Source organism: Gemmiger formicilis (assembly GCF_024462815.1).
Lineage (GTDB): Bacteria > Bacillota > Clostridia > Oscillospirales > Ruminococcaceae > Gemmiger.
In genome coordinates, this window is sequence record NZ_JANGCG010000017.1 from 1 (window position 1) to 22,007 (window position 22,007).

The window sequence follows — 22,007 nt, forward strand, 5'->3', positions numbered from 1 at the left end:
ATCTGATCCTGATATGCCTTTACGGATTTGGCGTAGGCAGCCTCACGCTGATCGGCGGAAGCCTGCGCGGCCTTGCCAGCGGCAATTACGGCGGCTACTCTGGCGTCAGCCTGAGTCTGTGCGGCTTTTCCTGCGGCGATAACGGCAAGGCAGTCTGCATCGGCTTTTGCCTGTGCGGCCCTGGCGGCCTTCAGTATAGCGGCGCTGTCGGCGTCAGCCTTTGCCTTTGCATTTTTAGAGTAGGCATCGACAGAGGCCACATAAGCGGCTTCCTTGGCTGCAATCTGATCCTGATATGCCTTTACGGATTTGGCGTAGGCAGCCTCACGCTGATCGGCGGAAGCCTGCGCGGCCTTGCCAGCGGCAATTACGGCGGCTACTCTGGCGTCAGCCTGAGTCTGTGCGGCTTTTCCTGCGGCGATAACGGCAAGGCAGTCTGCATCGGCTTTTGCCTGTGCGGCATTGGCGGCCTTCAGTATAGCGGCGCTGTCGGCGTCAGCCTTTGCCTTTGCGTTTTTAGAGTAGGCATCGACAGAGGCCACATAAGCGGCTTCCTTGGCTGCAATCTGATCCTGATATGCCTTTACGGATTTGGCGTAGGCAGCCTCACGCTGATCGGCGGAAGCCTGCGCGGCCTTGCCAGCGGCAATTACGGCGGCTACTCTGGCGTCAGCCTGAGTCTGTGCGGCTTTTCCTGCGGCGATAACGGCAAGGCAGTCTGCATCGGCTTTTGCCTGTGCGGCATTGGCGGCCTTCAGTATAGCGGCGCTGTCGGCGTCAGCCTTTGCCTTTGCGTTTTTAGAGTAGGCATCGACAGAGGCCACATAAGCGGCTTCCTTGGCTGCAATCTGCGCCTGATAGGCCTTGACTGAGGCGATGTAATCGCTGTTTGCGTCTGCAAAAACGGGTACAGCGAATGCGGATACCATGCACAGGGAAATGAGAACGGCAAGTAGTTTTTTCATTGTCAATACCTCCTTGAATTTCATGCTGAATAAAGGGTTTCGGCAGGCTCGTCATTACCTTGCCTGTAACTATAGTATAACAAAAACCCGCGCCAGGTGCAATAAAAATCGTATTGTCATTCCTACGATTCTTTCGGACAAAAATTGTGAAATGTGTATAAAAATGTCTAAATTATGGACAAAAGATGCCACTTTGGTGCATTGCATCGGGGAAAGCCGACCGCACCGCTGCCGGAGGGTCGGCGTGCAGAGCTTTCAAAAAGCAGCCTGCAGTCCGGCGGAAGGCGGCAGAAAGAGGCGGCTGGCTTTGAAAAAATAAAATTCTCCGTATTGCACGATTTTTTCAAGATTTTTTTGGCAATACTCTTGACATTCCGGTCGGAATACTGTAATATAATCATTGCGTGAGTTGCGGGGAATAGTGCGGCCAATCGGCCGAACAAGCCGCAAAAAGCGCGTGAATAAGTGAAGAAAGGAGAAAAGAAATGCCTACTTTTAACCAGCTCGTGCGCAAAGGCCGTGAGGTCCTGGTCAAAAAGAGCACTGCACCCGCCCTTCTGAAGAGCTACAACTCCCAGAAAAAGGAGTACACCAACCTCAACAGCCCGCAGAAGCGTGGTGTCTGCACTGCTGTGCGTACCATGACCCCCAAGAAGCCTAACTCTGCTCTGCGTAAAGTTGCCCGTGTCCGCCTGACGAATGGTATCGAGGTCACCTCTTACATTCCCGGTATCGGCCATAACCTGCAGGAGCACAGCGTTGTTCTGATCCGTGGCGGCCGTGTCAAGGATCTGCCCGGTGTCCGTTACCACATCATCCGTGGTACTCTGGATACTCAGGGTGTTGCGAACCGTAACCAGGCCCGCAGCAAATACGGTGCTAAGCGCCCCAAGGCCGGTGCCAAGAAGTAAGGAAACATCTTTTCGCCATAAAATAGGCCAACGCCTTTTTTGTGGCACAACGGGAGTTTCTTAACTTTCGAGTACCGATGATATCATTCTATGTGAAGGAGGGAAGAAAGATGCCCAGAAGAGGTAATGTCGCGAAACGCGAAGTTCTGGCCGATCCTATTTACAATTCCAAGGTTGTCACCCGTCTGGTCAACTACATCATGCTGGATGGCAAGAAAGGTGTTGCTCAGGAGATCGTTTACGATGCATTCAACATCGTGAAGGAGAAGACCGGCAACGACCCGCTCGAGATGTTCGAGAAGGCTATGGAGAACATCATGCCTAACCTCGAGTGCAAGACCCGCCGTGTCGGCGGTGCTAACTACCAGGTTCCCCTGGAGGTCAGCCCTGCCCGCCGCGAGACCCTCGGCCTGCGTTGGCTGACTGCTTACAGCCGCGCCCGTGGCGAGAAGACCATGTCTGCTCGTCTGGCTGCTGAAATCATCGACGCCACCAACGGTGTCGGCGGTTCTGTCAAGAAGCGCGAGGATACGCACAAGATGGCCGAGGCCAACAAGGCTTTTGCCCACTATCGTTATTGATTCGCTGTCGAGGAGGTTTAAGCCATGGCTACGCCGAGAGATGTATCTCTGCAAATGACCCGTAACATCGGTATCATGGCCCACATCGACGCAGGTAAGACCACCACCACCGAGCGTATCCTGTACTACACCGGTATTAACCATAAGATCGGTGAAGTTCATGACGGCGCTGCCACGATGGACTGGATGGAACAGGAGCAGGAGCGTGGTATCACTATCACCTCTGCTGCTACCACCTGCTATTGGAGCCATACCGAGACCCAGCACGATCCGGTTCTCTTCAAGAAGAACCGTCATCGTATCAACATCATCGACACCCCGGGTCACGTTGACTTCACCGTTGAAGTTCAGCGTTCTCTGCGTGTTCTGGACGGCTCTGTTACCGTTCTGGCCGCTAAGGGTGGCGTTGAGCCTCAGTCTGAGACCGTTTGGCGTCAGGCTGACGAGTACAAGGTTCCCCGCATGGTGTACGTCAACAAGATGGACACCATGGGTGCCGATTTCTACCGCTGCGTTCAGATGCTCCATGATCGTCTGCACGCCAACGGTGTGCCCATCCAGCTGCCTGTCGGTCAGGAGGATACCTTCAAGGGTATTATCGACCTGATTGATATGCAGGCTGACATCTACTACGATGATATGGGCAATGATGTCCGCGTTGAGGAAATCCCCGACGATATGAAGGACAAGGCTCAGGAATATCACGATAAGCTGATTGAGGCCGTGGCTGAAACCGACGAAGAGCTGATGATGAAGTACCTGGAAGGCGAGGAGCTGACCAAGGAAGAAATCAAGGCTGCTCTGCGTAAGGCTACCATCAGCAACGAGATCGTTCCTGTTGTCTGCGGCTCTTCCTACAAGAACCGTGGCGTTCAGAAGCTACTGGATGCCATTGTTGACTACATGCCGGCGCCTACCGACGTTGCAGCCATCAAGGGCACCAACCCCGAGACCGGCGAGGAGGAGGATCGTATCTCCTCTGATGACCAGCCCTTTGCAGCTCTGGCATTCAAGATTATGACGGACCCCTATGTTGGCAAGCTGTGCTTCTTCCGCGTGTACTCCGGTACGCTGGACGCTGGCACCACTGTCTACAACTCCGTCAAGGATAACAACGAGCGCATCGGCCGTATTCTGCAGATGCACGCCAACAACCGTAAGGATATCGACACCGTTTACGCTGGCGATATCGCGGCTGCTGTCGGTCTGAAGAACACCACCACCGGTGACACCCTGTGCGACGAGAAGCATCCCATCATCCTTGAGTCGATGAACTTCCCCGAGCCTGTTATCCGTGTTGCCATCGAGCCCAAGACCAAGGCCGGCTCCGAGAAGATGGGCATTGCTCTGGCAAAGCTCGCTGAGGAAGACCCGACCTTCCGTACCTGGACCGATGAAGAGACCGGCCAGACGATTATCGCTGGTATGGGCGAGCTCCATCTGGAGATTATCGTTGACCGTCTGCTCCGCGAGTTCAAGGTTGAGGCCAATGTTGGCGCTCCGCAGGTTGCTTACCGCGAGACCATTCGCAAGGAAGCCAACCAGGAGACCAAGTACGCCCGCCAGTCCGGCGGTAAGGGCCAGTATGGTCACGTTAAGATTAAGCTGGAGCCCAACCCCGGCAAGGGTTATGAGTTCGTCAACGGTGTTGTTGGCGGCGCTATCCCGAAGGAATATATCCCCGCTGTTGACAATGGTATCCAGGGCGCGATGAAGTCCGGCGTTCTCGCTGGTTATCCCGTTGTGGATGTCAAGGTCACCCTGTGGGATGGTTCTTACCATGAGGTCGACTCCTCTGAAATGGCGTTCTCCATCGCTGGTTCTATGGCATTCAAGGATGCTATGAAGAAGTGCGATCCCGTCATCATGGAGCCCATCATGAAGGTCAACGTTATCGTGCCTGATGAGTACATGGGCAACGTTATCGGTGACCTGAACAGCCGCCGCGGCCAGATTACCAACCAGGAGTCTCAGGACGGTACCGCCCGCGTGACTGCTATGGTTCCTCTGTCCGAGATGTTCGGTTATGCTACCGACCTGCGTTCCAAGACCCAGGGCCGTGGCCAGTACTCCATGGAGCCTGATGAGTATCAGCAGGTTCCCAAGAGCGTTGCCGACAAGATTATGGCCGACCGCGCTCACAAGGCGTAATTTATTAAGTCATACTTCATAAATTATACTTGCATTTTCTCTTTAAATTTTGTATGATAGTCTTACGCAAAGACTACCAATATGTTTTAATTAAAGGAGGACACTTCCAATGGCTGAAAAGGAAAAATTTGACCGCTCTTTGGAGCACGTCAACATTGGTACCATTGGTCACGTTGACCATGGTAAGACTACCCTGACCGCTGCCATCACCAAGACTCTGGCTCTGAAGGGCGACGCCGACTTCATGGATTACTCCAGCATCGACAAGGCTCCCGAGGAGAAGGCTCGTGGCATCACGATTAACACTGCTCACGTTGAGTACCACACCGAGAAGCGTCACTACGCCCACGTTGACTGCCCGGGCCATGCTGACTACATCAAGAACATGATCACTGGTGCTGCTCAGATGGACGGCGCTATCCTGGTCGTTGCTGCTACCGATGGTCCCATGCCCCAGACTCGTGAGCACATCCTGCTCGCCCGTCAGGTTGGCGTGCCCAAGATCGTTGTCTTCATGAACAAGTGCGACATGGTCGACGACGAGGAGCTGCTGGATCTGGTCGAGATGGAGATCCGTGAGCTGCTGAACGAGTACGACTTCGATGGCGACAACACCCCCATCATCCGTGGTTCTGCTCTGAAGGCTCTGGAGTCCACCAGCACCGATCCAAACGCCCCCGAGTACAAGTGCATTTGGGAGCTGATGGACGCTGTTGACAGCTACATCCCCACTCCTGACCGTGCTGCTGACAAGCCCTTCCTGATGCCCGTTGAGGACGTCATGACCATTTCTGGCCGTGGCACCGTCGCCACCGGTCGTGTCGAGCGTGGTACTGCCCATGTCGGCGACCAGATGGAAATCGTCGGTCTCAAGGAAGAGAAGATGACCACCACCATCACCGGCCTCGAGATGTTCCGCAAGAGCCTGGAGTTCGCTCAGGCTGGCGATAACATCGGTGCCCTGCTGCGTGGCGTTGACCGTGACCAGATCGAGCGTGGCCAGTGCCTGTGCCAGCCCGGTTCTGTTCATCCCCACACCACCTTCGATGGCCACGTTTACGTCCTGAAGAAGGAAGAGGGCGGCCGTCATACCCCGTTCTTCAACAACTATCGTCCTCAGTTCTACTTCCGTACCACCGACGTTACCGGCATCATCACCCTGCCCGAGGGCACTGAGATGTGCATGCCCGGCGACAACGTTGATATGCACGTTGAGCTGATCACCCCCGTTGCTATGGAAGAGGGCCTGCGTTTCGCTATCCGCGAGGGTGGCCACACCGTCGGTTCCGGCGTTGTTTCCAAGATCGAGAAGTAATTTCTTGCTCTGATAAGCAATACTAAGGGCGCTGTCCGCAAGGGCAGCGCCCTTTTTGTATATCCGCCGCATTTGTGCATCCTTCACAAATGCGGCGGGATTTTTTTGCAGAAAAAGTCGAAGCAAAGCCTATATACCCAATTACAAACAGGGTAAATGGGTGTATTATACTGTCATCGGGTTTGAACAAAACAAACCAAAGCCAGATAGGGGAAACCACCATGTGTAACGTGTGCTGTTGTCGTATGTGCTGTCACCGGCCATGGTCTATGGCGCGCCTTGTCGCGTCTGTGTGTTGAATCGCACCGCCTTGTCCGGGAGCTTTTTGAAAGGCCCCGGCTTTTTTTGTAGCCAAATTTGTTCGTAACCCGATAGGGAAGGGGAGACTTTTGTGGATTGGAATGTGATCGCACAGTATCTGCCGCTGTATGAAAAGGCCGCGTGGTTGACCCTGCGGCTGGGGCTGGCGGGGATTGCACTGGCAATCGTCACCGGCCTGACCTGTGCGAGGTACAATAAAAGGCAGACCGGAAACGGCCTGCCTTTTATTGTTGAAGATGATGCGAGTGCTACCCGCCAAATACCGTTTGAGGGTAACCTGCGGGCCGAGCATGCCCGGCCTCTACAGGGCTTATGCCAAGCCAAACTCCGCGCGGACGCGGGCCAGCATTTCGCGCTGGGCGTTGGCCGCGGCGTCGTTGTCCACACTGCCGAAGGCGCGCTGCGGGGCGCTGCCGGGGCCGGTGGAACCGTGCTCACCGAAGCGGGCGGTCTTTTCGTTCTCGGCATTGTTCCAGTTGTTCCAGCCGTCGGCACAGACCTCCTCGCTCAAAGTGCAGTCCAACCAGTAGCAGGCACCGTCAGCCCGCCAGGGACGGCCCAAGTAGACGCTGCCGCGCGCGGCGCTTCCCTGTACGGTGCAGTTCACAAAGAGGTAACCGGGCTTGCCTGCGGGCGTGCTGGGGGCGGTGATGTAGCAGGTGTCGGTGGTGTGGTGCCACGGCTCAATGCGGCAGTGGTCAAACACGGCGTTTGCGCCGCCAAAGATGAAATCAATGTTGCCGCGGATTGTGCAGTTCTTGTAATACTGCACGGTGTCCAGCCGGGGGGCGTTCTCCCGCGGGCCGCGGAAGCCGTTCTTCTCGCGCTCCTGCAGGGGCAGGGGAGCGGTGAACAGGGTGTCCTGATTGCCGTAGAGGTTCACGTCCTCCATCAGCACGCGGCTGGCGTCGGCGTAGACGGCCACGGCCTGCCCGACCTTGGCACCGTCTCCGGCGTTGTTCTGGACGGTCAGATTGCGTACAACAGCCTTGCCGCCGCCCAGAAACAGCGTTTGGCTGCGGAAAGTGCCGGTCTTGGCCTCGCCCGGCCATGGGTCACGGCCGCCCACAGAGGCGGTAATCACGGTGGCGTTGCGGTACTCGCCCTCGATGATGTAGTCGGCCAGCTCGATGAAGGGGCGTTCCTCGTAGATGCCGTGACGGATGAAAAACCGTACAGGCTCTTCCGGCGCGTCGGCGCAGGCGGCTACAGCCTCTGTCAGCGTGCGGTAATCGCCCTTGCCGCCCTCATCAATGACCAGCGTTTTGCGCTCTGCTTCTGCCATCAGAAAAATCTCCTCATAAATGCAATGTCACTGGCAGCGCGGGCCGGTACGGCCTCCTCGCGCAGCACAGGCAGAACCTCCTGCGGCAGCTGGCGCAGCATGGCAAACGCCCCGGCGTAATCCGTCAGGCTGTCCTCCAGACTGGTGTGCAGCAGGCTGCCGTCCGGGTTGAACGCCTGCCCCTTGAAATGCACAGCCACGATTTTATCGCCCACCAGCTCACCGATATCATTCCAGATACGGTCCTGCGCGTTGACGTTGTCAGCGTCCACAAGGTTGCTCAGGTCGAAGATAACCTTCAGATTCGGGCTGCGCATCGTGTCCAGAATGTGCCGTGTGGCGGCGGCGGAGTTCATGCTGTGATAGGTCACGGGCTCCACGCCCACGGTCACGCCCAGTTCCTCGGCAACCGGCAGAATCTCGGCCAGACTGCGGCAGAGCAGCTCCTGTGCCTCCTCGCGGGTGGTGCCCGCAGGCTGGTCGCACATCTTGGTGGTTTCGGTGCCGATGCAGCCGGCGCCCAGCGCCTTGCAGACAGCCAGCTGGCTCTTGAAGTCGGCTACGTTCTGCAGGCGTCGCGCATCATTGATGGCAAGTTCCACATAGGTGCCCAGCACGGCAACCTGAATGTTGTGGGCCTTTTCGGCGGCGATGGTGTCATTGACCAGCGCCTCGGTTATGTCCGCGTAGCTTTTTACGGTCGGCACACATTTTTTGTAGGCCAGCTGCACGGCGGCAAAGCCATCGGCAGACACACGCGCAAACAGCTCGTCCGGCGTGCCTTTGCCGTAGTCATGCAGGCGGGCTCCCACGATAAATTTTGGCATAACGGCCTCCTTTACTTCTTCTGTGCGGCCAGAATCTCGGTGTAAGCCAGCAGCAGCGGGCCTACGCCTTTGGCATCGTTCTCGACAATAGGCTCACTGAAATAGTAGGCCAGACTGCCATCGCGGCGGGTAGCACCGCCTAAGCCTGCCACAAGGCAGATACCGCCCAGCTGCAGTGCGCCGTCAGCGCCGACGCCCAGATGGCGGTCACAGGTGCCGTAGAAGGCCTTCTCGCCATAGGCGGCGTACCGCTTGGGCAGATAGCCCAGACGCACGGCTTTGAGCACCGCATAGGCAAACAGCGCGCTGCCGGAGGTTTCCAGATAGTTGCCCGCTACGCCCGCCTTGTCAATAACCTGCCAGAACATACCGCTTTCCTCGTCCTGGAAGGCAAGCATGGCATCCACGGCGTCCTTCAGCATCGACATAATGGCGCGGTACTCGTAATAAAGCATATTGTCCATGCGCTCCAGCACGTCCACCATCGCCACAAGGAACCAGCCCATGGCGCGCAGCCAGAAGTTGGCGCTGCAGCCGGTCTCGGGGCTGGCCCAGTACATCTCGCGGCTCTCATCGTAGCCGTGGTAGTACAGGCCGGTTTTGGCGTCCTTCATATGCTTCTGGATGTTCATAAACTGCTTGTAGCTGTCAATGCAGCCGTGCATCTCATTGCAGCGGGTCTCATACTCCATATAGAAGGGCTGTGCCATATAGGTGCCGTCCAGCCAGACCTGATTGGGGTAAATCTTCTTGTGCCAGAAGTTGCCCTCTTTGGTGCGGGGCTGGGTTTCCAGCTGGCCGCGGATGGTCTCAATCGCGTCACGGTAGCGCTGGTCGCCGGTCAGGTCATACAGGGTGAACAGGTTCTTGCCCTGATTGACGTTGTCCAGATTGTATTCGGCGGGGTCATAGGTCTCAATGACGCCGTTGTCCTTGACAAAATAGTCAAGAAAATTCTTGGAAAAGGTCAGGAATTTCTCGTCCCCGGTGGTCTTGTACAGGCTCAGGCAGGCGGTAATCATGCAGCCGTCAATGTAGTTCCACTTGTTGGGCTTGCCGCTGCGCACCTTTTCAATGTTCCACAGCGGGGCCTCGGCGGTGGAGCCTGCAATCAGGTAATCCACATAATGGCCCAGCGTAGTCAGGATCTCTTCATGGGTCATGGTTCAGTCCTCCTCATAGCTGTCTACATGGGTAAGCTGCAGGCGCTCGCCCTCGTAGCCGGTGATTTTGACGTTGTGCAGCTCAATATGGTGCACGTTCTCGGCGTGGACGCCCACCTTGCAGGAGGCATCTGCGCCGCACATCATGGCGGCCTGCCCGGCCTTGGCGTCCGGCGCAAAGCTAATGTTCACATCGCGCATCTTCACACCCTCAATCGGCTGCTCCGGCAGGCCGCTGAACCAGCAGCCCGCGTACTGGGCATCGGTGGCGGTGATGTTCTCCATCTCCAGCGTGCCCAGTGTCGGGGTCATCTCGTCAACCGGCTGGGGCTCATGGGTCTGCACGTAGTCGCTGCGGCCATCGGGGTCACAGAAGTAGAACATATTGATGACAAAGGGTGCCAGCACGCCATCCATAACCACATCGCGGAATACCAGCCCGTCAATGACAGCGTACTTGCCGCGCCCGCGGCGGGTCTTGACGCGCAGCCCGCGGTCGGTGTGGTCCATCAGGCACTGGGTGACGGTGACGTTCTTGACGCCGCCACTCATCTCACTGCCGATGACCAGACCACCGTGGCCGCGGCTCAGGCAGCAGTTGCGGATAACCACATTCTCGCAGGGGACGTGCAGCTTCATACCAAGGAACAGCTTGCTGGACTTCAGCGCAATGCAGTCATCGCCCACATGGACGTGGTTGCCGATGATGTTCACATTCTTGCAGCTCTCGGGGTCAATGCCGTCGGTGTTGGGGCTGGTGGAGCTGTTGCGGATACGGATATTCAGGATGTCCACATTCTCGGAATAGGCCGGGTGAATCGTCCAGGAATAGCTGTTGCAGACCAGCACGCCATGCAGCACAACATTTTTGGCACCGTTTGTAAAGAACAACCGGGGACGCCACGCAATGTCTTTCTGCTTCGGGTTGTTGTACCAGTCGCCGTTCTGGGCGTTGGCATCAATCGTGCCCTCGCCGGTGATGGTCACGTTCTCGGCGTTGATGACGTTAATCAGTGCGGCAAAGCTGTCCAGCGGGTTGCCCTCCCACAGGGCCAGATAGTGCTCGTCCTTCTCGTTGTGGCAGGGAAGTACACCCGGCAGAATCGGGTAATCGCGACGGTCGGTGCCGCCCAGCAGGGTGCAGCCCTTTTCCAGATAGAGGGTGGTGTTGCTCTGCAGAAACAGGCTCTGGGTGCGGTAGACACCGGCAGGGACGTAAACCGTGCCGCCCGCCGGGCAGGTGGACAGCGCGGCCTGCAGCCGGGCTGTGTTGTCGGTAACGCCGTCCGCCACCAGACCATAGCGGGAGGCATCCACAAAAAAGCTCTCCTCCGCGGTGGTGAACACCAGCGTATCGGTCACGCCGTCAATCGTGACAGCCACCGTGTATTGACGGCCCGGCTCCAGCGAATAGAGTGAAAATACATTGGTATCACCCTCATAGACGGCAGCGCCGTTCAGCGTGACCGTATAGGGCGCCGGGGCGCGGTAGCAGCCGGAATTGACCAGCTCAAACACCGCGCTGCGCGTCATAGAACGTACAAGCGTGATTTTCATGAGAGACCCCCAGATATTGAAAAATAGTTTAAAAATAATTTGAAAAACAGCAAAAAATGTGCTATTCTTAAAAAGACAACAATAACCAATCGCCGGGCGCAAGGGCGGCACTGCAAAATTCTAAGTGCCCCAGCCACCGCGGCAGTGAGGAGCAGCGTTATGGTATCAGAATATGTCTACTCGCCCCACGTGGACTTTTTCATCGACCGTGTCGACCGTGACAACGGCTATGAGATGCCCAGCTTCCATATCCATCATAAATATGAAATCTACTATGAGATAGAGGGCAGCCGCCGCTATTTTATTGAGGATGCCGCCTACATTGTCAATGCGGGCTGCGTGGTCCTCATCGGTGAGAATCAGATTCACAAGACGGCCCCGCTGGGCGATACCGCCTCCAGCCGGATTGTTATGAACTTCAGCCGGGAGTATCTGGACAAGGTGACCGAGCTCTTCCCCGAGGTGGACTTCTTCTCCTTCCTGACCGAGGAACACAACCATCTGCTTTCCAGCATTTCGGTCAAGCAGCAGAATCAGGTGCATGGTCTGCTGCAGCAGCTGCTGGTGCTGCAGGAGGAAACCACCCCCGAAGCGGACGCCATGCGCAAGATGATACTGGCTACGCTGCTGCTGACGCTGAAGGACCTTTGCCGCCAGCAGCGGGAGCAGGGCGGTGAGAACGGCCGTGTCAGCAACCACATTGTGGACCAGATACAGGCCTATATTGCAGAGCATTACGCCGAAAAGCTGACCCTGACCGGCATTGCCAGCCAGTTCTATATCAGCCCCTACTACCTCAGCCGACTGTTCAAGAAATCCATCAACCTGAGTCTGATTGAGTATATCAACGGTGTGCGCATCAAAGCGGCGCAGAACCTGATTGAAAAATCCAACGAGAGCATTTCCGACATTGCGGAAAAAACCGGTTTTATGACCACCGCGCATTTCCGCCGCGTGTTCAAGGATGCCACGGGTCTGTCCCCGCAGCAGTACCGGCAATATTATAAGCGGGTGAACAAGTAATCTATCTGTAAAACTCCCGATAGGGGAGTAGAGCTTTCAAAATAAAGGCTGCCCCGTACCCCTTTGTGTGGTACGGGGCAGCTGTGTGCCTGGGGCTTATTGGAAATGGGAGGAAAGAAAAATCAACCCTTCACAGCACCGGCGGAGATACCGTCGATGAAGGCATCCTGTGCGCAGAAGAAAACGACCAGCTGCGGGATGATGGAGATGAGGGACAATGCCAGAATGCGGTTCCAGTTGAAACCGCTGTCGGCGTCCATGGACAGCTTGACGAAGATGGACATCGGGTACTTGCTGGGGGTCTGGACGTAAAGCAAGGGGCCCATGTAGTCATTGCAGCTCCACATGAACTGGAACAGGCCGCAGGCCACCAGAGAGGGGCTCAGCATCGGGGCAATAATCTTGTACAGAATCTTGACCGGGCCGCAACCGTCGATGGCGGCAGCCTCGTCCAGATCGTGGGGGATGCTGCGCATGAACTGGACCAGCTGATAGACGAAGTAAGTCTCGGTGGCAAACAGGGTGGGAACCCACAGGGGCAGGTAGAAGGGGCTGTTGATCCAGCCGAAGGAGTTGTACATCAGGTACTGGGGAACGTTCAGAACGACCTGCGGCAGGAACAGGGTGGAGATCATGATGCCGAACAGCATATCGCGGCCCTTGAACTTAAAGCGGCTGAAACCGTAAGCGGCAATGACCGAGCTGATAACGGTGAAGATGACCTTGGGGATGACAAAGCTGTAGGTGTTGAGGAAGGCGCGCCAGATGCTGATGTCGCCGCCGTAGTTCTGGGTGACGGCGTCAATGTAGCCCTGCAGCGTGGGGTTCGCGGTCAGGAAGCCGATGCCGGCGAAGATCTCGGCGTTGGACTTGAAGGTGGCACCCACCATCCAGACCAGCGGGTAGATCATGATGACGCCGACAAGGATCAGCACAAAGTACTGGAAGAAACGGCCGATTTTATGGGCGGTAGAAAGTTTCATTTTTCATTCCTCCTTAATCAGCGTAGTAGACCCAGTGCTTCTGGCTGGTGAAGGCAATCACAGTCAGCAGGGCAACGGCAATGAACATGACCCAGGCCAGCGCGCAGGCCATGCCCATCTCGTTGGACTTGAAGGCGTAGTTGTAAACCAGCAGGGAAACGAGGGTGGTAGCATTACGCGGGCCGCCCTGCGTGATGATGTAGGGGCCGTTGAATTCCTGGAAAGCCTGTGCAATCTGGGTAACCAGGTTGTAGAAGATAACGGGGGTAATCATCGGAACCGTGATGGAGAAGAACTGGCGGGTCTTGGTAGCACCGTCAATCGTGGCGGCCTCGTACAGGTCGGCGGGCACACCCTTCAGCGCGGCCAGGAACAGCACCATGGCAGAGCCGAACTGCCACACACGAAGCAGGCAGATGACGAACAGTGCCCAGGTCTTGTCAGCCAGCCAGTCGGGACCGGCAATGCCGAAGAAGCCGAGGATGGTGTTGACAACGCCGGTGTCCTTGAACAGAGCGCGCCACAGAACGGCGATGGCCACAGAGCCGCCCAGAATGGACGGAATGTAGTAGACCGTGCGGAACAGGTTGACGAACTTGATCTTAAAGTTCAGGATGTAGGCGATGAACAGCGCAAAGACCAGCTTCAGGGGCACGGTGATGAAGGCGTACTTCACGGTGGTCAGCAGGACGGAGACTGTCTTGCGGCTGGTGAAGATTTCCACGTAGTTCATAATGCCGTACTGGCTGATACCCTTGAAGAAGTTCAGGTCGGTAAAGCTGTAAACCAGAGAGCTGGCAAACGGATACGCTTTGAAAATCAGAAAGCCCAGAATCCACGGAATCAGGAAAAACAGGCCGGTGTTTTCATCACACCACCGCTTAAAGGGGGTGCGCTGGGTAGCTTTGGGTGCAGAGCTCATCCAAAAACCTCCTATCGAAATTGCTGTATTGCGTTTTAACATAAATAGCCGGCCCCGCCATGCGTGATAACGGGGCAGGAGCCGGCTAAACTTTACTTTTTAAAGGATTTCGATTGCTCTTAGGCGTTGGCGCTCAGCACACCGGAAACGCCGTCCAGCAGGATCTCGGCAGCTTCCTGCGGGTCGTACTCGTCGTAGCTCAGACCATCAAAGACATCGGTGTAAATGCCGTCGGTGGTGTCCTTCAGCTTGCTGGACTCGTAGTAGGGATCCAGAGGCATATCAACGAAGGCCAGAACCTTGGTGTTGGCCTCGAGAACCAGGGGCTTCACAGCGTCTGCAGCCTGAGCAGAAGCCAGACCGGCAGTGGAGGCGGGGATGCCGCACTCGGAGCCCATGATGGCAGCGCCTTCGCCGTTCCACAGGAAGTCAATCAGAGCGGCAGCCTCAACGGGATGCTGGCAGGACTTGGTGATGGCCATGCCCATGGAGACCTTGGAGAAGCCGCCGTTGGCCTTGTCGCCGAACTTGATCTCCTCACCGACGGTGAAGCCGGAGTTGTCAGCCAGAGCAGACTGGTACTTGGAGGGGGCAGAATCCCACTCGAAGATGCCGGCGTACTTGCCGTCAATCCACTCCTGAGACTTATCGATAGAGTCGAAGCCTGCAGCAATCATGGTCGGACGGGTGGGGATAACGTGGTTGTCCTCGAGGGAGTCGATGAAGTTCAGGCCGTCAACGACCTCTTCCTCGGTGTACTGGCACTCGTTGTTCTCGACCCAGGCCTTGCCGTACTTGGACTCAAGGTAGAAGGTCATCAGGATCATGCGGTCATACTGACCGATGGCCAGAGGATAGTAATCATCGCCCAGCTTCTCCTGGAAGGCCTTGCCGGCGGCAATCAGGTCATCATAGGTGGTGGGAACTTTCTCGATACCGGCCTGCTTGAAGGTGTTCATGTTCCAGTAGAAGATACGGCCGGTCATGGAGATGGGCACTGCCTGTAGGCTGTCTGCAACGGTGCAGGCGTTCTTGGCGGCATCGGTCCACTGGGTCAGGTCGATGATGTCGCTGTAGTCGCGCAAATCGACGAACTTCTCACCCGTGGGGCTGTACTGGTACAGCCAGTTCCAGTTGACCTGCATAACGTCAGAACCCTGGTCAGCAGCCAGTGCGGTGGACTGCTTCTCTTCCCAGCCGGACCATGCGCCGTAGGTGGGGGAGACGGTGATGTTGGGGTACTTCTCCTGGAAGGCCTCGATAGCCTTCTGGTAAGCCTCATGACGGGAGTCACCGCCCCACCAGCTGATGGTCAGCTCGATGGGATCGGTGGTGTTAATCTCGTGTGCCTCGGTAGCGGTGGCTTCGCTGGAAGCGGCCTCGCTGGTGGCCTCAGTGGAGCTTGCGGCCTCGCTGGAAGCGGCGGGAGCGCTGGAAGCAGCAGTGCCGCAGCCTGCCAGCAGAGTGGCGGTCATGGCGGCGGCAACGCCCAAAGAAATTGCCTTCTTCATGTTTTTGTCCTCCTAAAATTGCTGTGCGATTTTATTTTTGCAGCTGGTCGTGTGGGTTCATACTGCACCATCTGCCTTTCGCTTGCTTATATGATAACAAAACAATTTTGTAAAATAAACAGCCAAATTGGTGTGTTACACACCAAAAGCGTACAATTCTTGCTTTGTTGTCTGTAACCGTTTTGTCATCGCCGTCGAAACTAACTAAGTTTTATAGTGCGATTTGTGCAAAATGGCAAATGACATACCGGGGCATCCGCCGCGCACCCGAAAAAACGCACGGATTTTTACCCGGCAAAAGGCGTCACACACCGCAAAATATGCCGGTTTTATGCAAAATGGGTGCTATTTCGCAAATATTATTGCATCTGGTTGTGTGCGGCGCAAAAATGGTGCACTTTTTGTCGGAACAGGGCGCGCCCGGTCCCTACGTCACACTCGTCCCCGGTGCGGTATCTACAACAATATGCACCCCCACAAAAAAAGTCCCGCCGAATCTGGCGGGACAATCACTGTGCTTATTTACTTTTTGGAATGCCGTGCAAGAAATGCACGGTACTCGCGGTACCAGCACTGGGGGCACAGGCTCTGGTATTCCACGTTATCCACCGTGTCGATGGCAACCTGCGCACCCTCAAAGACAAACTCACCGTTGACCTTGCGGCCGTTGCAAATCGCCTTGCGGCCACAGGTGCAGATGGTTTTCAGCTCTTCAATCGTGTGGGCAATCTCTAACAGGCGGGTAGAGCCGGGGAAGCCGCGCATCATAAAATCCGCCCGCAGGCCATAGCAGATGACCGGAATTCCCAAATCCACCGTGACAAGAAACAGCTGGTCAGCCTGCTCTGGGGTGAAAAACTGGCTCTCATCACAGAGCACACAGGCAATCTTGCCGCGTGCGGCCTCGTCTGCACGCACCAACTCCACCACGTCCATATCGGGCGTGACGAGCTTGTCCACCTTGCAGGAAATGCCCAGCCGGGACACGATGGAGTCCTGCCCCTTGGTATCGACAGAGGGCTTCAGAATCAGCACCCGCATACCGCGCTCTTTATAATTGTAGGCAACCTGCATCAGCGCCGTTGTCTTACCGCTGTTCATGGCGCCGTACCGAAAATACAATTTTGCCATATTGGCTCCTTACTTCTCCTGATTCCGCAACCGGTAGCCCAGACTCATCAGGCTGTCGCCCAGATGGACGTTCTCCACCGTAACATTGGGGTACTCCACGGACAAATCATAGTGGCTGAAATTCCAGAAGCCCTTGATACCCTGATTGACCAGCTCTCCGGCCAGATCCATGGCGCTCTGGCGCGGTACGCAGAGGACAGCCACCTCGGGGTGGTGCTCGGCGCAGAACTGATCCAATTCGCTCAGGGGCAGAATCGGCACACCGCACATCTCCTTGCCAATCAGGTCAGGGTTCACGTCAAAGACGCCCAGCAGGCGGTAGCCGTTGGCGTCGCGGCTGATGAAGCTGGACACGGCAGAGCCCAGACGGCCCGCGCCAATCAGAATGGTGGGCAGCTTTTCGCCGTCCCCGAAGAGCAGCTTGCCGATTTCGGCGCGCAGCACATCCACCTTGTAGCCGATGCCCTGCTGGCCGAAGCCGCCGAAGCAGTTGAAATCCTGCCGCACTTGACTGGCGGTGGTGCCCATCATATGGGCCAGCTCACTGGAAGAAATCTTGTCCTTGCCGTCGGCGGAAAGGTTGGTCAGATAGCGATAATATTTAGGCAGCCGCTTGATGACCGGAAGCGACACCTTATTTTGCAAAACCATGATTGCTTACCTCACATCTGCATTGCGTATTTTACTATATATTATAAAATGCGATGTGGCAATTGTCAATTTTTTGTCTAAGTTTTTTAGCTGATTTATCAAATATCGGCCAGTTGTATAAGAATTGACCGCCCATTTTTGGCGGCATCGACAAGGGCGGCGGGCAGTAAAAGTGCATACGTGCATATTTTGCGTTGCCGATGGGCAGACTTTTTCTGTATCGGCAAAGGAGAATGACTATGGAAACGAACGACAAAAAGACGAAAGCCAAGGCCCGCCCCAAACTGAACCCCACCGAGAACGCCGCCATCAAGCGGCTGGAACACGATCTGATAACGGACAGCGGCATGGTGCCCGCCACCAAGGGTCGCCACGCCATCCACTGCCTGACGGTTATCGGCACGATAGAGGGGCACACTCTCTCGCCGGACGCGCAGAAAACAACAAAATATGAGCACGTCATTCCGCAGCTGGTGGACATTGAGGAGGACCCGGAGATTGAGGGGCTGCTGGTGATTCTGAACACCGTGGGCGGAGATGTGGAAGCAGGCCTTGCGCTGGCCGAGCTGATTGCGGGGGTCAGCAAGCCCAGTGCCACGCTGGTGCTGGGCGGCGGACATTCCATCGGCATCCCGCTGGCCGTTGCGGCGCGGCACAGCTTTATTGTGCCCACGGCCACCATGACAGTGCACCCGGTACGGCACTCCGGCATGGTGCTGGGCGTGCCGCAGACCCTGCGCTATTTTGAGCAGATGCAGGAGCGTATTGTCGGCTTTGTGACCGGCCACTCCCGGATTTCGGCCCGGCGGTTCACCCAGCTGATGCACAACACCGGGGAGCTGGTTATGGATATGGGCACGGTGCTGGACGGCCGGCAGGCAGTGGACGAGGGCCTGATTGATGACCTCGGCGGTCTGGCCGACGCGCTGGGCTATTTATATAAGGAAATAGAGAAATGAGGGCGGATCCCAAAACCTTCCCCCTCGGGGGAAGGTGGCCCCACAGGGCCGGATGAGGGGGCAAGCTCCCGCCAACGCCCGTTTCCGGGCGACCTGTGGGCCGATGCTTGGCATCGACCCGCTACATATTCATAATCCAAAAATACTATTGCATTTTACAATATTATATGCTATATAATATATAAACCCATACATCATTCCCGGAAAGGAGGCGCGCTATGGCCATCAACACCACAGCGGGGCTGCTGGATGCCATTGTGCTGGCGGTTGTCGGGCGGGAGGACGCCGGTACCTACGGCTATAAAATTACGCAGGAGGTCCGTGCAGTGCTCGAGCTGTCGGAATCCACGCTGTACCCGGTGCTGCGCCGCCTGCAAAAGGACGGCTGCCTGACCGTCCATGACGAAGCCTTCAACGGCCGCAACCGCCGCTACTACCAGATTACGCCCGCAGGCCGTGCCCGGCTGGCAGAATTTACGGCGGAGTGGGAAGTCTACACCGCAAAAATCAACAAGCTCTTTAAGGGGGAGCCGCAATGAAACGATATGAGTACTTATCCCAGCTGGAAGCGCTGCTTTCCGCCCTGCCCGAGGCTGAGCGCCGCGATGCGCTGAACTATTATGAGGAATACTTTGACGCCGCAGGCCCGGAAAACGAGGAGGCCACCGCTGCCGAGTTGGGCAGCCCCGCCGAGGCCGCCCGCAAGATACTGGAAAGCGAGGGTCTGCCTGCCGCCGAACCACAGCCGCCCGCAAAAAGCAGGGCGGGCTATCTGTGGATTGCCTTAATCGTCCTTGTGGCCGCGGCGCTTGTCATGGTGCTGGCGGTGCTGATGCTGGGACTGATACAACCCGGTACGGCAGCGGAAAGTGTGTCTGTAGCGACCAGCTTTGCAGACGAAGAACCGCAGACAGAAGCAAGCGGGAACCCGGCGCTGACGGAACCCTCCACCACAGAAAGCGCCGCCGAAGCGGGAAGCGGCTTCACAACGATGCAGACGAGCTTTGCACGCGCCAGGGCGCAGGATATGACGCTGATGGTGGATTACGGCACTGTTACAATCCAGACAAGCGACACCGTGACTGAGGCAGAACTGCTCTGCGAGAATGTCCGCACCGACTGGCTGACCTTTGCCGGGGAAAAACAGGTGCGGGTCACCTACAAAACGCCTGCCAACTATAACCTGAGCAACGACCCGGAGCCGCATTTCACCCTGACCGTTCCCACGGCCCGGAGCTTTACTTTTCACAAGCTGAATATCACCGCCGTGATGGGAAACGTTACCTTTGCCGGAGACATTGCGGCGGAGGCCGTCACACTGAATCTGGATATGGGCAATTTCAGCGGAGATACCGTGACCGCTGGTACGCTCAGCGCCGTAATTGATATGGGAACCTTTGAATTGGGCAAGCTGAACGGCGCGCAGACGATTGCGATTGAAAATTCGATGGGCAATGTGGGCCTGACGGTGGACGGCGGCGCGGACGAGTACAGCATAGACATCCAATCCGATATGGGAGATACCGCGTTCAATGGGCAGACCTACCCCGGCGGGTATCTGCGCGAGAAAGAAAACGCCCGCAGCCTGACGGTCAGAACCGCGATGGGCAACGTGGCTGTGACAACCGAAAACCCATAGTCTGCGCGGAAAATCCGGCCAAAGTCATACTCCTTGTCAATTTTCTTGTTCAAAATCCACAACTTTCTTTTTGGCGGTGCAGGAAAGATTTTCGCAAAAACCTTTGTATTTTGTCCGCGGTTGTGGTACAATCTGTCTAATACATAAAAATAATGAAAAACAGGAAGTCAGGAGAGTGTATTATGGCATACTATTTTTCCGAGCCGTCCCGTACTTTTGGTGAATATCTGCTGGTTCCGGGGTATTCCTCCTCGGAATGCGTCCCCACGGCTGTCAGCCTGAAAACCCCGCTGGTCAAGTACCGCAAGGGCGAGGAGGCCTGCCCGCTGGAAATGAACATCCCGATGGTCTCTGCCATCATGCAGTCCGTCTCCGGCGAGAAGCTGGCCATTGCGCTGGCCAAGCAGGGCGGTGTCTCTTTCATCTACGGCTCTCAGACCATTGAGCAGGAGGCCGATATGGTCCGCCGCGTCAAGGCCTACAAGAAGGGCTTTGTCACCTCTGACTCCAATCTGCCGCCGGAGGCCACCCTCGGCGATGTGCTCGACCTCAAGACCCGCACGGGCCACTCCACCGTTGCCATCACGGATGACGGCTCTGCCCACGGCAAGCTGCTGGGCATTGTGGCTTCCCGCGACTACCGCCTCTCCCGCATGACGATGGACCTGAAGGTCACCGAGTTTATGACCCCGCTGGACAAGCTGGTCACGGCACCCGACACCACCAGCCTGCATGATTGCAACGACATCATCTGGGATAACAAGATTAACTCCCTGCCGCTGGTCGATGCCGAGGGCCATCTGCAGTACATGGTTTTCCGCAAGGACTATGACTCCCACAAGGAGAACGTCAACGAGCTGCTGGACGAGAACAAGAGCTATGTTGTCGGCGCGGGCATCAACACCCGCGACTATGCCGAGCGTGTGCCCGCACTGGTGGACGCCGGTGTGGATGTGCTCTGCATCGACTCCTCCGAGGGTTTCAGCGAGTGGCAGTCCCGCACCATCGCATGGATTCGTGAGAACTATGGCGATAAGGTGAAGGTCGGTGCCGGCAACGTTGTTGACCGCGAGGGCTTCTTCTTCCTGGCCAAGGCCGGTGCGGACTTTATCAAGATCGGCATTGGCGGCGGCTCCATCTGCATCACCCGTGAGACCAAGGGCATCGGTCGTGGTCAGGCCACCGCTGTCATTGAGGTTGCCAAGGCCCGCGATGAGTATTATAAGGAGACCGGTATCTACATCCCCATCTGCTCGGATGGCGGCATTGTGCAGGACTATCACATTACGCTGGCGCTGGCAATGGGTGCCGACTTCGTGATGCTGGGCCGCTACTTTGCCCGCTTTGATGAGTCCCCCACGAACAAGCTGCGTGTGGGCGGCAACTACGTCAAGGAGTACTGGGGCGAGGGCTCCAACCGCGCCCGCAACTGGCAGCGCTATGATTTGGGCGGCGCCCAGAAGCTGAGCTTTGAGGAGGGCGTTGACTCCTACGTGCCGTATGCCGGCCCTCTGGCGGACGGCGTGCAGACCACCCTGTACAAGGTGCGGTCCACCATGTGCAACTGCGGTGCGCTCTCTATCCCTGAACTGCAGGAGAAGGCCCGCCTGACGGTTGTCTCCTCTACCTCCATCGTTGAGGGCGGCAGCCATGACGTTATCCTGAAGAACGGTCCCCAGAACCGCTAAATAAAAGTAACCAGCTGTGCCCCCGCCGGGAATTGACCCGACGGGGGCACTTTTTGCAATTTGGCAGAATCGTACTACCCGGCGGCACAAACGAAATAGCGGAATCCGCCTACTGCTCCTACGGCATGACGCCCCAGCGGAGCATTTACGGAATGCCAATATAAACCAAAAGCCTTGCCGCAATACCCCCACTGCGCGGAATTTGGCAACTATTGTTGATTTTACCAAAACACATTGTTGCGCATTGTGCAAAATAACGATTGACAACGGCGGCAAAATTCGATAAAATAATGCTATTGCAAATGCAGTGATGGGGAAAAAGCAGCATCCATCCCATTTCAGAGAGCCGCCGGTCGGTGTAAGGCGGTATGGCAGATGTTGTATACTGGCCCCGGAGCAGCCGCGCTGATAGGTAGGCGCGGAC

At 56.6% G+C, this 22,007-nt stretch carries 18 protein-coding genes, 1 pseudogene and 1 other annotated feature (1 of these 20 running past the window's edge); of the genes and pseudogenes, 9 read left to right on the forward strand and 10 right to left on the reverse strand.

Translation table 11 applies throughout. The features are described 5' to 3' along the window. Positions 1–965, reverse strand: a pseudogene (locus NE623_RS12040) (hypothetical protein); the annotation flags it as partial. 485 nt (positions 966–1,450) lie between these two features. Here NE623_RS12040 and rpsL point away from each other — a divergent pair. The 4 genes from rpsL to tuf all read left to right on the forward strand — a co-directional run bounded on the left by rpsL (position 1,451) and on the right by tuf (position 5,923). Then, positions 1,451–1,876, forward strand: a complete 426-nt coding sequence (rpsL, locus tag NE623_RS12045) for a 30S ribosomal protein S12 (protein WP_078784251.1) — start codon at positions 1,451–1,453, stop codon at positions 1,874–1,876. Between the two features lie 110 nt (positions 1,877–1,986). Further along, positions 1,987–2,457 carry a 30S ribosomal protein S7 gene (gene rpsG / locus NE623_RS12050; protein WP_147610546.1) on the forward strand — a complete coding sequence of 157 codons (471 nt, stop codon included), beginning with the start codon at positions 1,987–1,989 and terminating at the stop codon, positions 2,455–2,457. A 24-nt stretch (positions 2,458–2,481) separates the two neighbouring features. Next, positions 2,482–4,608, forward strand: coding sequence for an elongation factor G (gene fusA, locus NE623_RS12055; protein WP_256272884.1), 2,127 nt, complete (start codon positions 2,482–2,484; stop codon positions 4,606–4,608). A gap of 109 nt (positions 4,609–4,717) precedes the next feature. Continuing rightward, a complete protein-coding gene (tuf, locus tag NE623_RS12060; protein WP_215693396.1) occupies positions 4,718–5,923 on the forward strand; it encodes an elongation factor Tu in 1,206 nt (401 codons plus the stop codon). A 631-nt stretch (positions 5,924–6,554) separates the two neighbouring features. Here the strand turns inward: tuf and NE623_RS12065 are convergent. The 4 genes from NE623_RS12065 to NE623_RS12080 are packed head-to-tail and all read right to left on the reverse strand — an operon-like array spanning position 6,555 to position 11,076. Then, the gene (locus NE623_RS12065; protein ID WP_256272883.1) at positions 6,555–7,529 is read right to left on the reverse strand and encodes a pectinesterase family protein; all 975 of its coding nucleotides are present in this window, start codon (positions 7,527–7,529) and stop codon (positions 6,555–6,557) included. Next, entirely contained in the window at positions 7,529–8,356 is an 828-nt protein-coding gene (locus tag NE623_RS12070; RefSeq protein WP_256272882.1) for a sugar phosphate isomerase/epimerase family protein, read from the reverse strand. The genes NE623_RS12065 and NE623_RS12070 overlap by 1 nt, the downstream gene beginning before the upstream one ends. Before the next feature lie 11 nt (positions 8,357–8,367). Beyond that, on the reverse strand, positions 8,368–9,519 hold the full coding sequence (locus NE623_RS12075) for a glycoside hydrolase family 88/105 protein (protein ID WP_256272881.1): 1,152 nt from the start codon (positions 9,517–9,519) through the stop codon (positions 8,368–8,370). A 3-nt stretch (positions 9,520–9,522) separates the two neighbouring features. Then, positions 9,523–11,076 (reverse strand): glycoside hydrolase family 28 protein, encoded by a 1,554-nt coding sequence (locus NE623_RS12080; RefSeq protein ID WP_256272880.1) that lies wholly within the window; start codon positions 11,074–11,076, stop codon positions 9,523–9,525. Positions 11,077–11,235: 159 nt separating this feature from the next. Here NE623_RS12080 and NE623_RS12085 point away from each other — a divergent pair, with 159 nt between their 5' ends. Then, positions 11,236–12,099, forward strand: a complete 864-nt coding sequence (locus tag NE623_RS12085; protein ID WP_256272879.1) for an AraC family transcriptional regulator — start codon at positions 11,236–11,238, stop codon at positions 12,097–12,099. Between the two features lie 122 nt (positions 12,100–12,221). Here NE623_RS12085 and NE623_RS12090 read toward each other — a convergent pair whose 3' ends face one another. The 5 genes from NE623_RS12090 to NE623_RS12110 form a co-directional block, all read right to left on the reverse strand. Further along, positions 12,222–13,082 carry a carbohydrate ABC transporter permease gene (locus tag NE623_RS12090; protein WP_256272878.1) on the reverse strand — a complete coding sequence of 287 codons (861 nt, stop codon included), beginning with the start codon at positions 13,080–13,082 and terminating at the stop codon, positions 12,222–12,224. Between the two features lie 13 nt (positions 13,083–13,095). Next, positions 13,096–14,004, reverse strand: a complete 909-nt coding sequence (locus NE623_RS12095) for a carbohydrate ABC transporter permease (RefSeq protein WP_256272877.1) — start codon at positions 14,002–14,004, stop codon at positions 13,096–13,098. Between the two features lie 119 nt (positions 14,005–14,123). Beyond that, a complete protein-coding gene (locus tag NE623_RS12100; RefSeq protein ID WP_256272876.1) occupies positions 14,124–15,515 on the reverse strand; it encodes an ABC transporter substrate-binding protein in 1,392 nt (463 codons plus the stop codon). A gap of 522 nt (positions 15,516–16,037) precedes the next feature. Next, positions 16,038–16,646 (reverse strand): thymidine kinase, encoded by a 609-nt coding sequence (locus tag NE623_RS12105; protein WP_256272875.1) that lies wholly within the window; start codon positions 16,644–16,646, stop codon positions 16,038–16,040. Between the two features lie 9 nt (positions 16,647–16,655). Then, a complete protein-coding gene (locus tag NE623_RS12110; RefSeq protein WP_256272874.1) occupies positions 16,656–17,297 on the reverse strand; it encodes a redox-sensing transcriptional repressor Rex in 642 nt (213 codons plus the stop codon). A gap of 239 nt (positions 17,298–17,536) precedes the next feature. Between NE623_RS12110 and NE623_RS12115 the strand changes: the two genes are divergently transcribed. The 4 genes from NE623_RS12115 (at position 17,537) to NE623_RS12130 (ending at position 21,583) form a co-directional block, all read left to right on the forward strand. Continuing rightward, positions 17,537–18,256: a ClpP family protease gene (locus tag NE623_RS12115; protein WP_256272873.1), complete on the forward strand. Its 720-nt coding sequence runs from the start codon at positions 17,537–17,539 to the stop codon at positions 18,254–18,256. 218 nt (positions 18,257–18,474) lie between these two features. Further along, positions 18,475–18,795: a PadR family transcriptional regulator gene (locus tag NE623_RS12120; protein WP_256272872.1), complete on the forward strand. Its 321-nt coding sequence runs from the start codon at positions 18,475–18,477 to the stop codon at positions 18,793–18,795. Further along, positions 18,792–19,895, forward strand: coding sequence for a DUF1700 domain-containing protein (locus tag NE623_RS12125; RefSeq protein WP_256272871.1), 1,104 nt, complete (start codon positions 18,792–18,794; stop codon positions 19,893–19,895). The genes NE623_RS12120 and NE623_RS12125 overlap by 4 nt, the downstream gene beginning before the upstream one ends. A gap of 182 nt (positions 19,896–20,077) precedes the next feature. Next, complete coding sequence (locus NE623_RS12130; RefSeq protein WP_256272870.1) at positions 20,078–21,583, forward strand: IMP dehydrogenase; 1,506 nt, start codon at positions 20,078–20,080, stop codon at positions 21,581–21,583. 298 nt (positions 21,584–21,881) lie between these two features. Next, positions 21,882–22,007 (forward strand) — a binding site (T-box leader); it runs 127 nt beyond the window's last position.

Excerpts from the sequence above, each read along its gene's own strand:
- rpsL (WP_078784251.1), top strand. The coding sequence starts at position 1,451 with ATGCCTACTTTTAACCAGCTCGTGCGCAAAGGCCGTGAGGTCCTGGTC.
- rpsG (WP_147610546.1), top strand. The coding sequence starts at position 1,987 with ATGCCCAGAAGAGGTAATGTCGCGAAACGCGAAGTTCTGGCCGATCCT.
- fusA (WP_256272884.1), top strand. The coding sequence starts at position 2,482 with ATGGCTACGCCGAGAGATGTATCTCTGCAAATGACCCGTAACATCGGT.
- tuf (WP_215693396.1), top strand. The coding sequence starts at position 4,718 with ATGGCTGAAAAGGAAAAATTTGACCGCTCTTTGGAGCACGTCAACATT.
- NE623_RS12065 (WP_256272883.1), bottom strand. The coding sequence starts at position 7,529 with ATGGCAGAAGCAGAGCGCAAAACGCTGGTCATTGATGAGGGCGGCAAG.
- NE623_RS12070 (WP_256272882.1), bottom strand. The coding sequence starts at position 8,356 with ATGCCAAAATTTATCGTGGGAGCCCGCCTGCATGACTACGGCAAAGGC.
- NE623_RS12075 (WP_256272881.1), bottom strand. The coding sequence starts at position 9,519 with ATGACCCATGAAGAGATCCTGACTACGCTGGGCCATTATGTGGATTAC.
- NE623_RS12080 (WP_256272880.1), bottom strand. The coding sequence starts at position 11,076 with ATGAAAATCACGCTTGTACGTTCTATGACGCGCAGCGCGGTGTTTGAG.
- NE623_RS12085 (WP_256272879.1), top strand. The coding sequence starts at position 11,236 with ATGGTATCAGAATATGTCTACTCGCCCCACGTGGACTTTTTCATCGAC.
- NE623_RS12090 (WP_256272878.1), bottom strand. The coding sequence starts at position 13,082 with ATGAAACTTTCTACCGCCCATAAAATCGGCCGTTTCTTCCAGTACTTT.
- NE623_RS12095 (WP_256272877.1), bottom strand. The coding sequence starts at position 14,004 with ATGAGCTCTGCACCCAAAGCTACCCAGCGCACCCCCTTTAAGCGGTGG.
- NE623_RS12100 (WP_256272876.1), bottom strand. The coding sequence starts at position 15,515 with ATGAAGAAGGCAATTTCTTTGGGCGTTGCCGCCGCCATGACCGCCACT.
- NE623_RS12105 (WP_256272875.1), bottom strand. The coding sequence starts at position 16,646 with ATGGCAAAATTGTATTTTCGGTACGGCGCCATGAACAGCGGTAAGACA.
- NE623_RS12110 (WP_256272874.1), bottom strand. The coding sequence starts at position 17,297 with ATGGTTTTGCAAAATAAGGTGTCGCTTCCGGTCATCAAGCGGCTGCCT.
- NE623_RS12115 (WP_256272873.1), top strand. The coding sequence starts at position 17,537 with ATGGAAACGAACGACAAAAAGACGAAAGCCAAGGCCCGCCCCAAACTG.
- NE623_RS12120 (WP_256272872.1), top strand. The coding sequence starts at position 18,475 with ATGGCCATCAACACCACAGCGGGGCTGCTGGATGCCATTGTGCTGGCG.
- NE623_RS12125 (WP_256272871.1), top strand. The coding sequence starts at position 18,792 with ATGAAACGATATGAGTACTTATCCCAGCTGGAAGCGCTGCTTTCCGCC.
- NE623_RS12130 (WP_256272870.1), top strand. The coding sequence starts at position 20,078 with ATGGCATACTATTTTTCCGAGCCGTCCCGTACTTTTGGTGAATATCTG.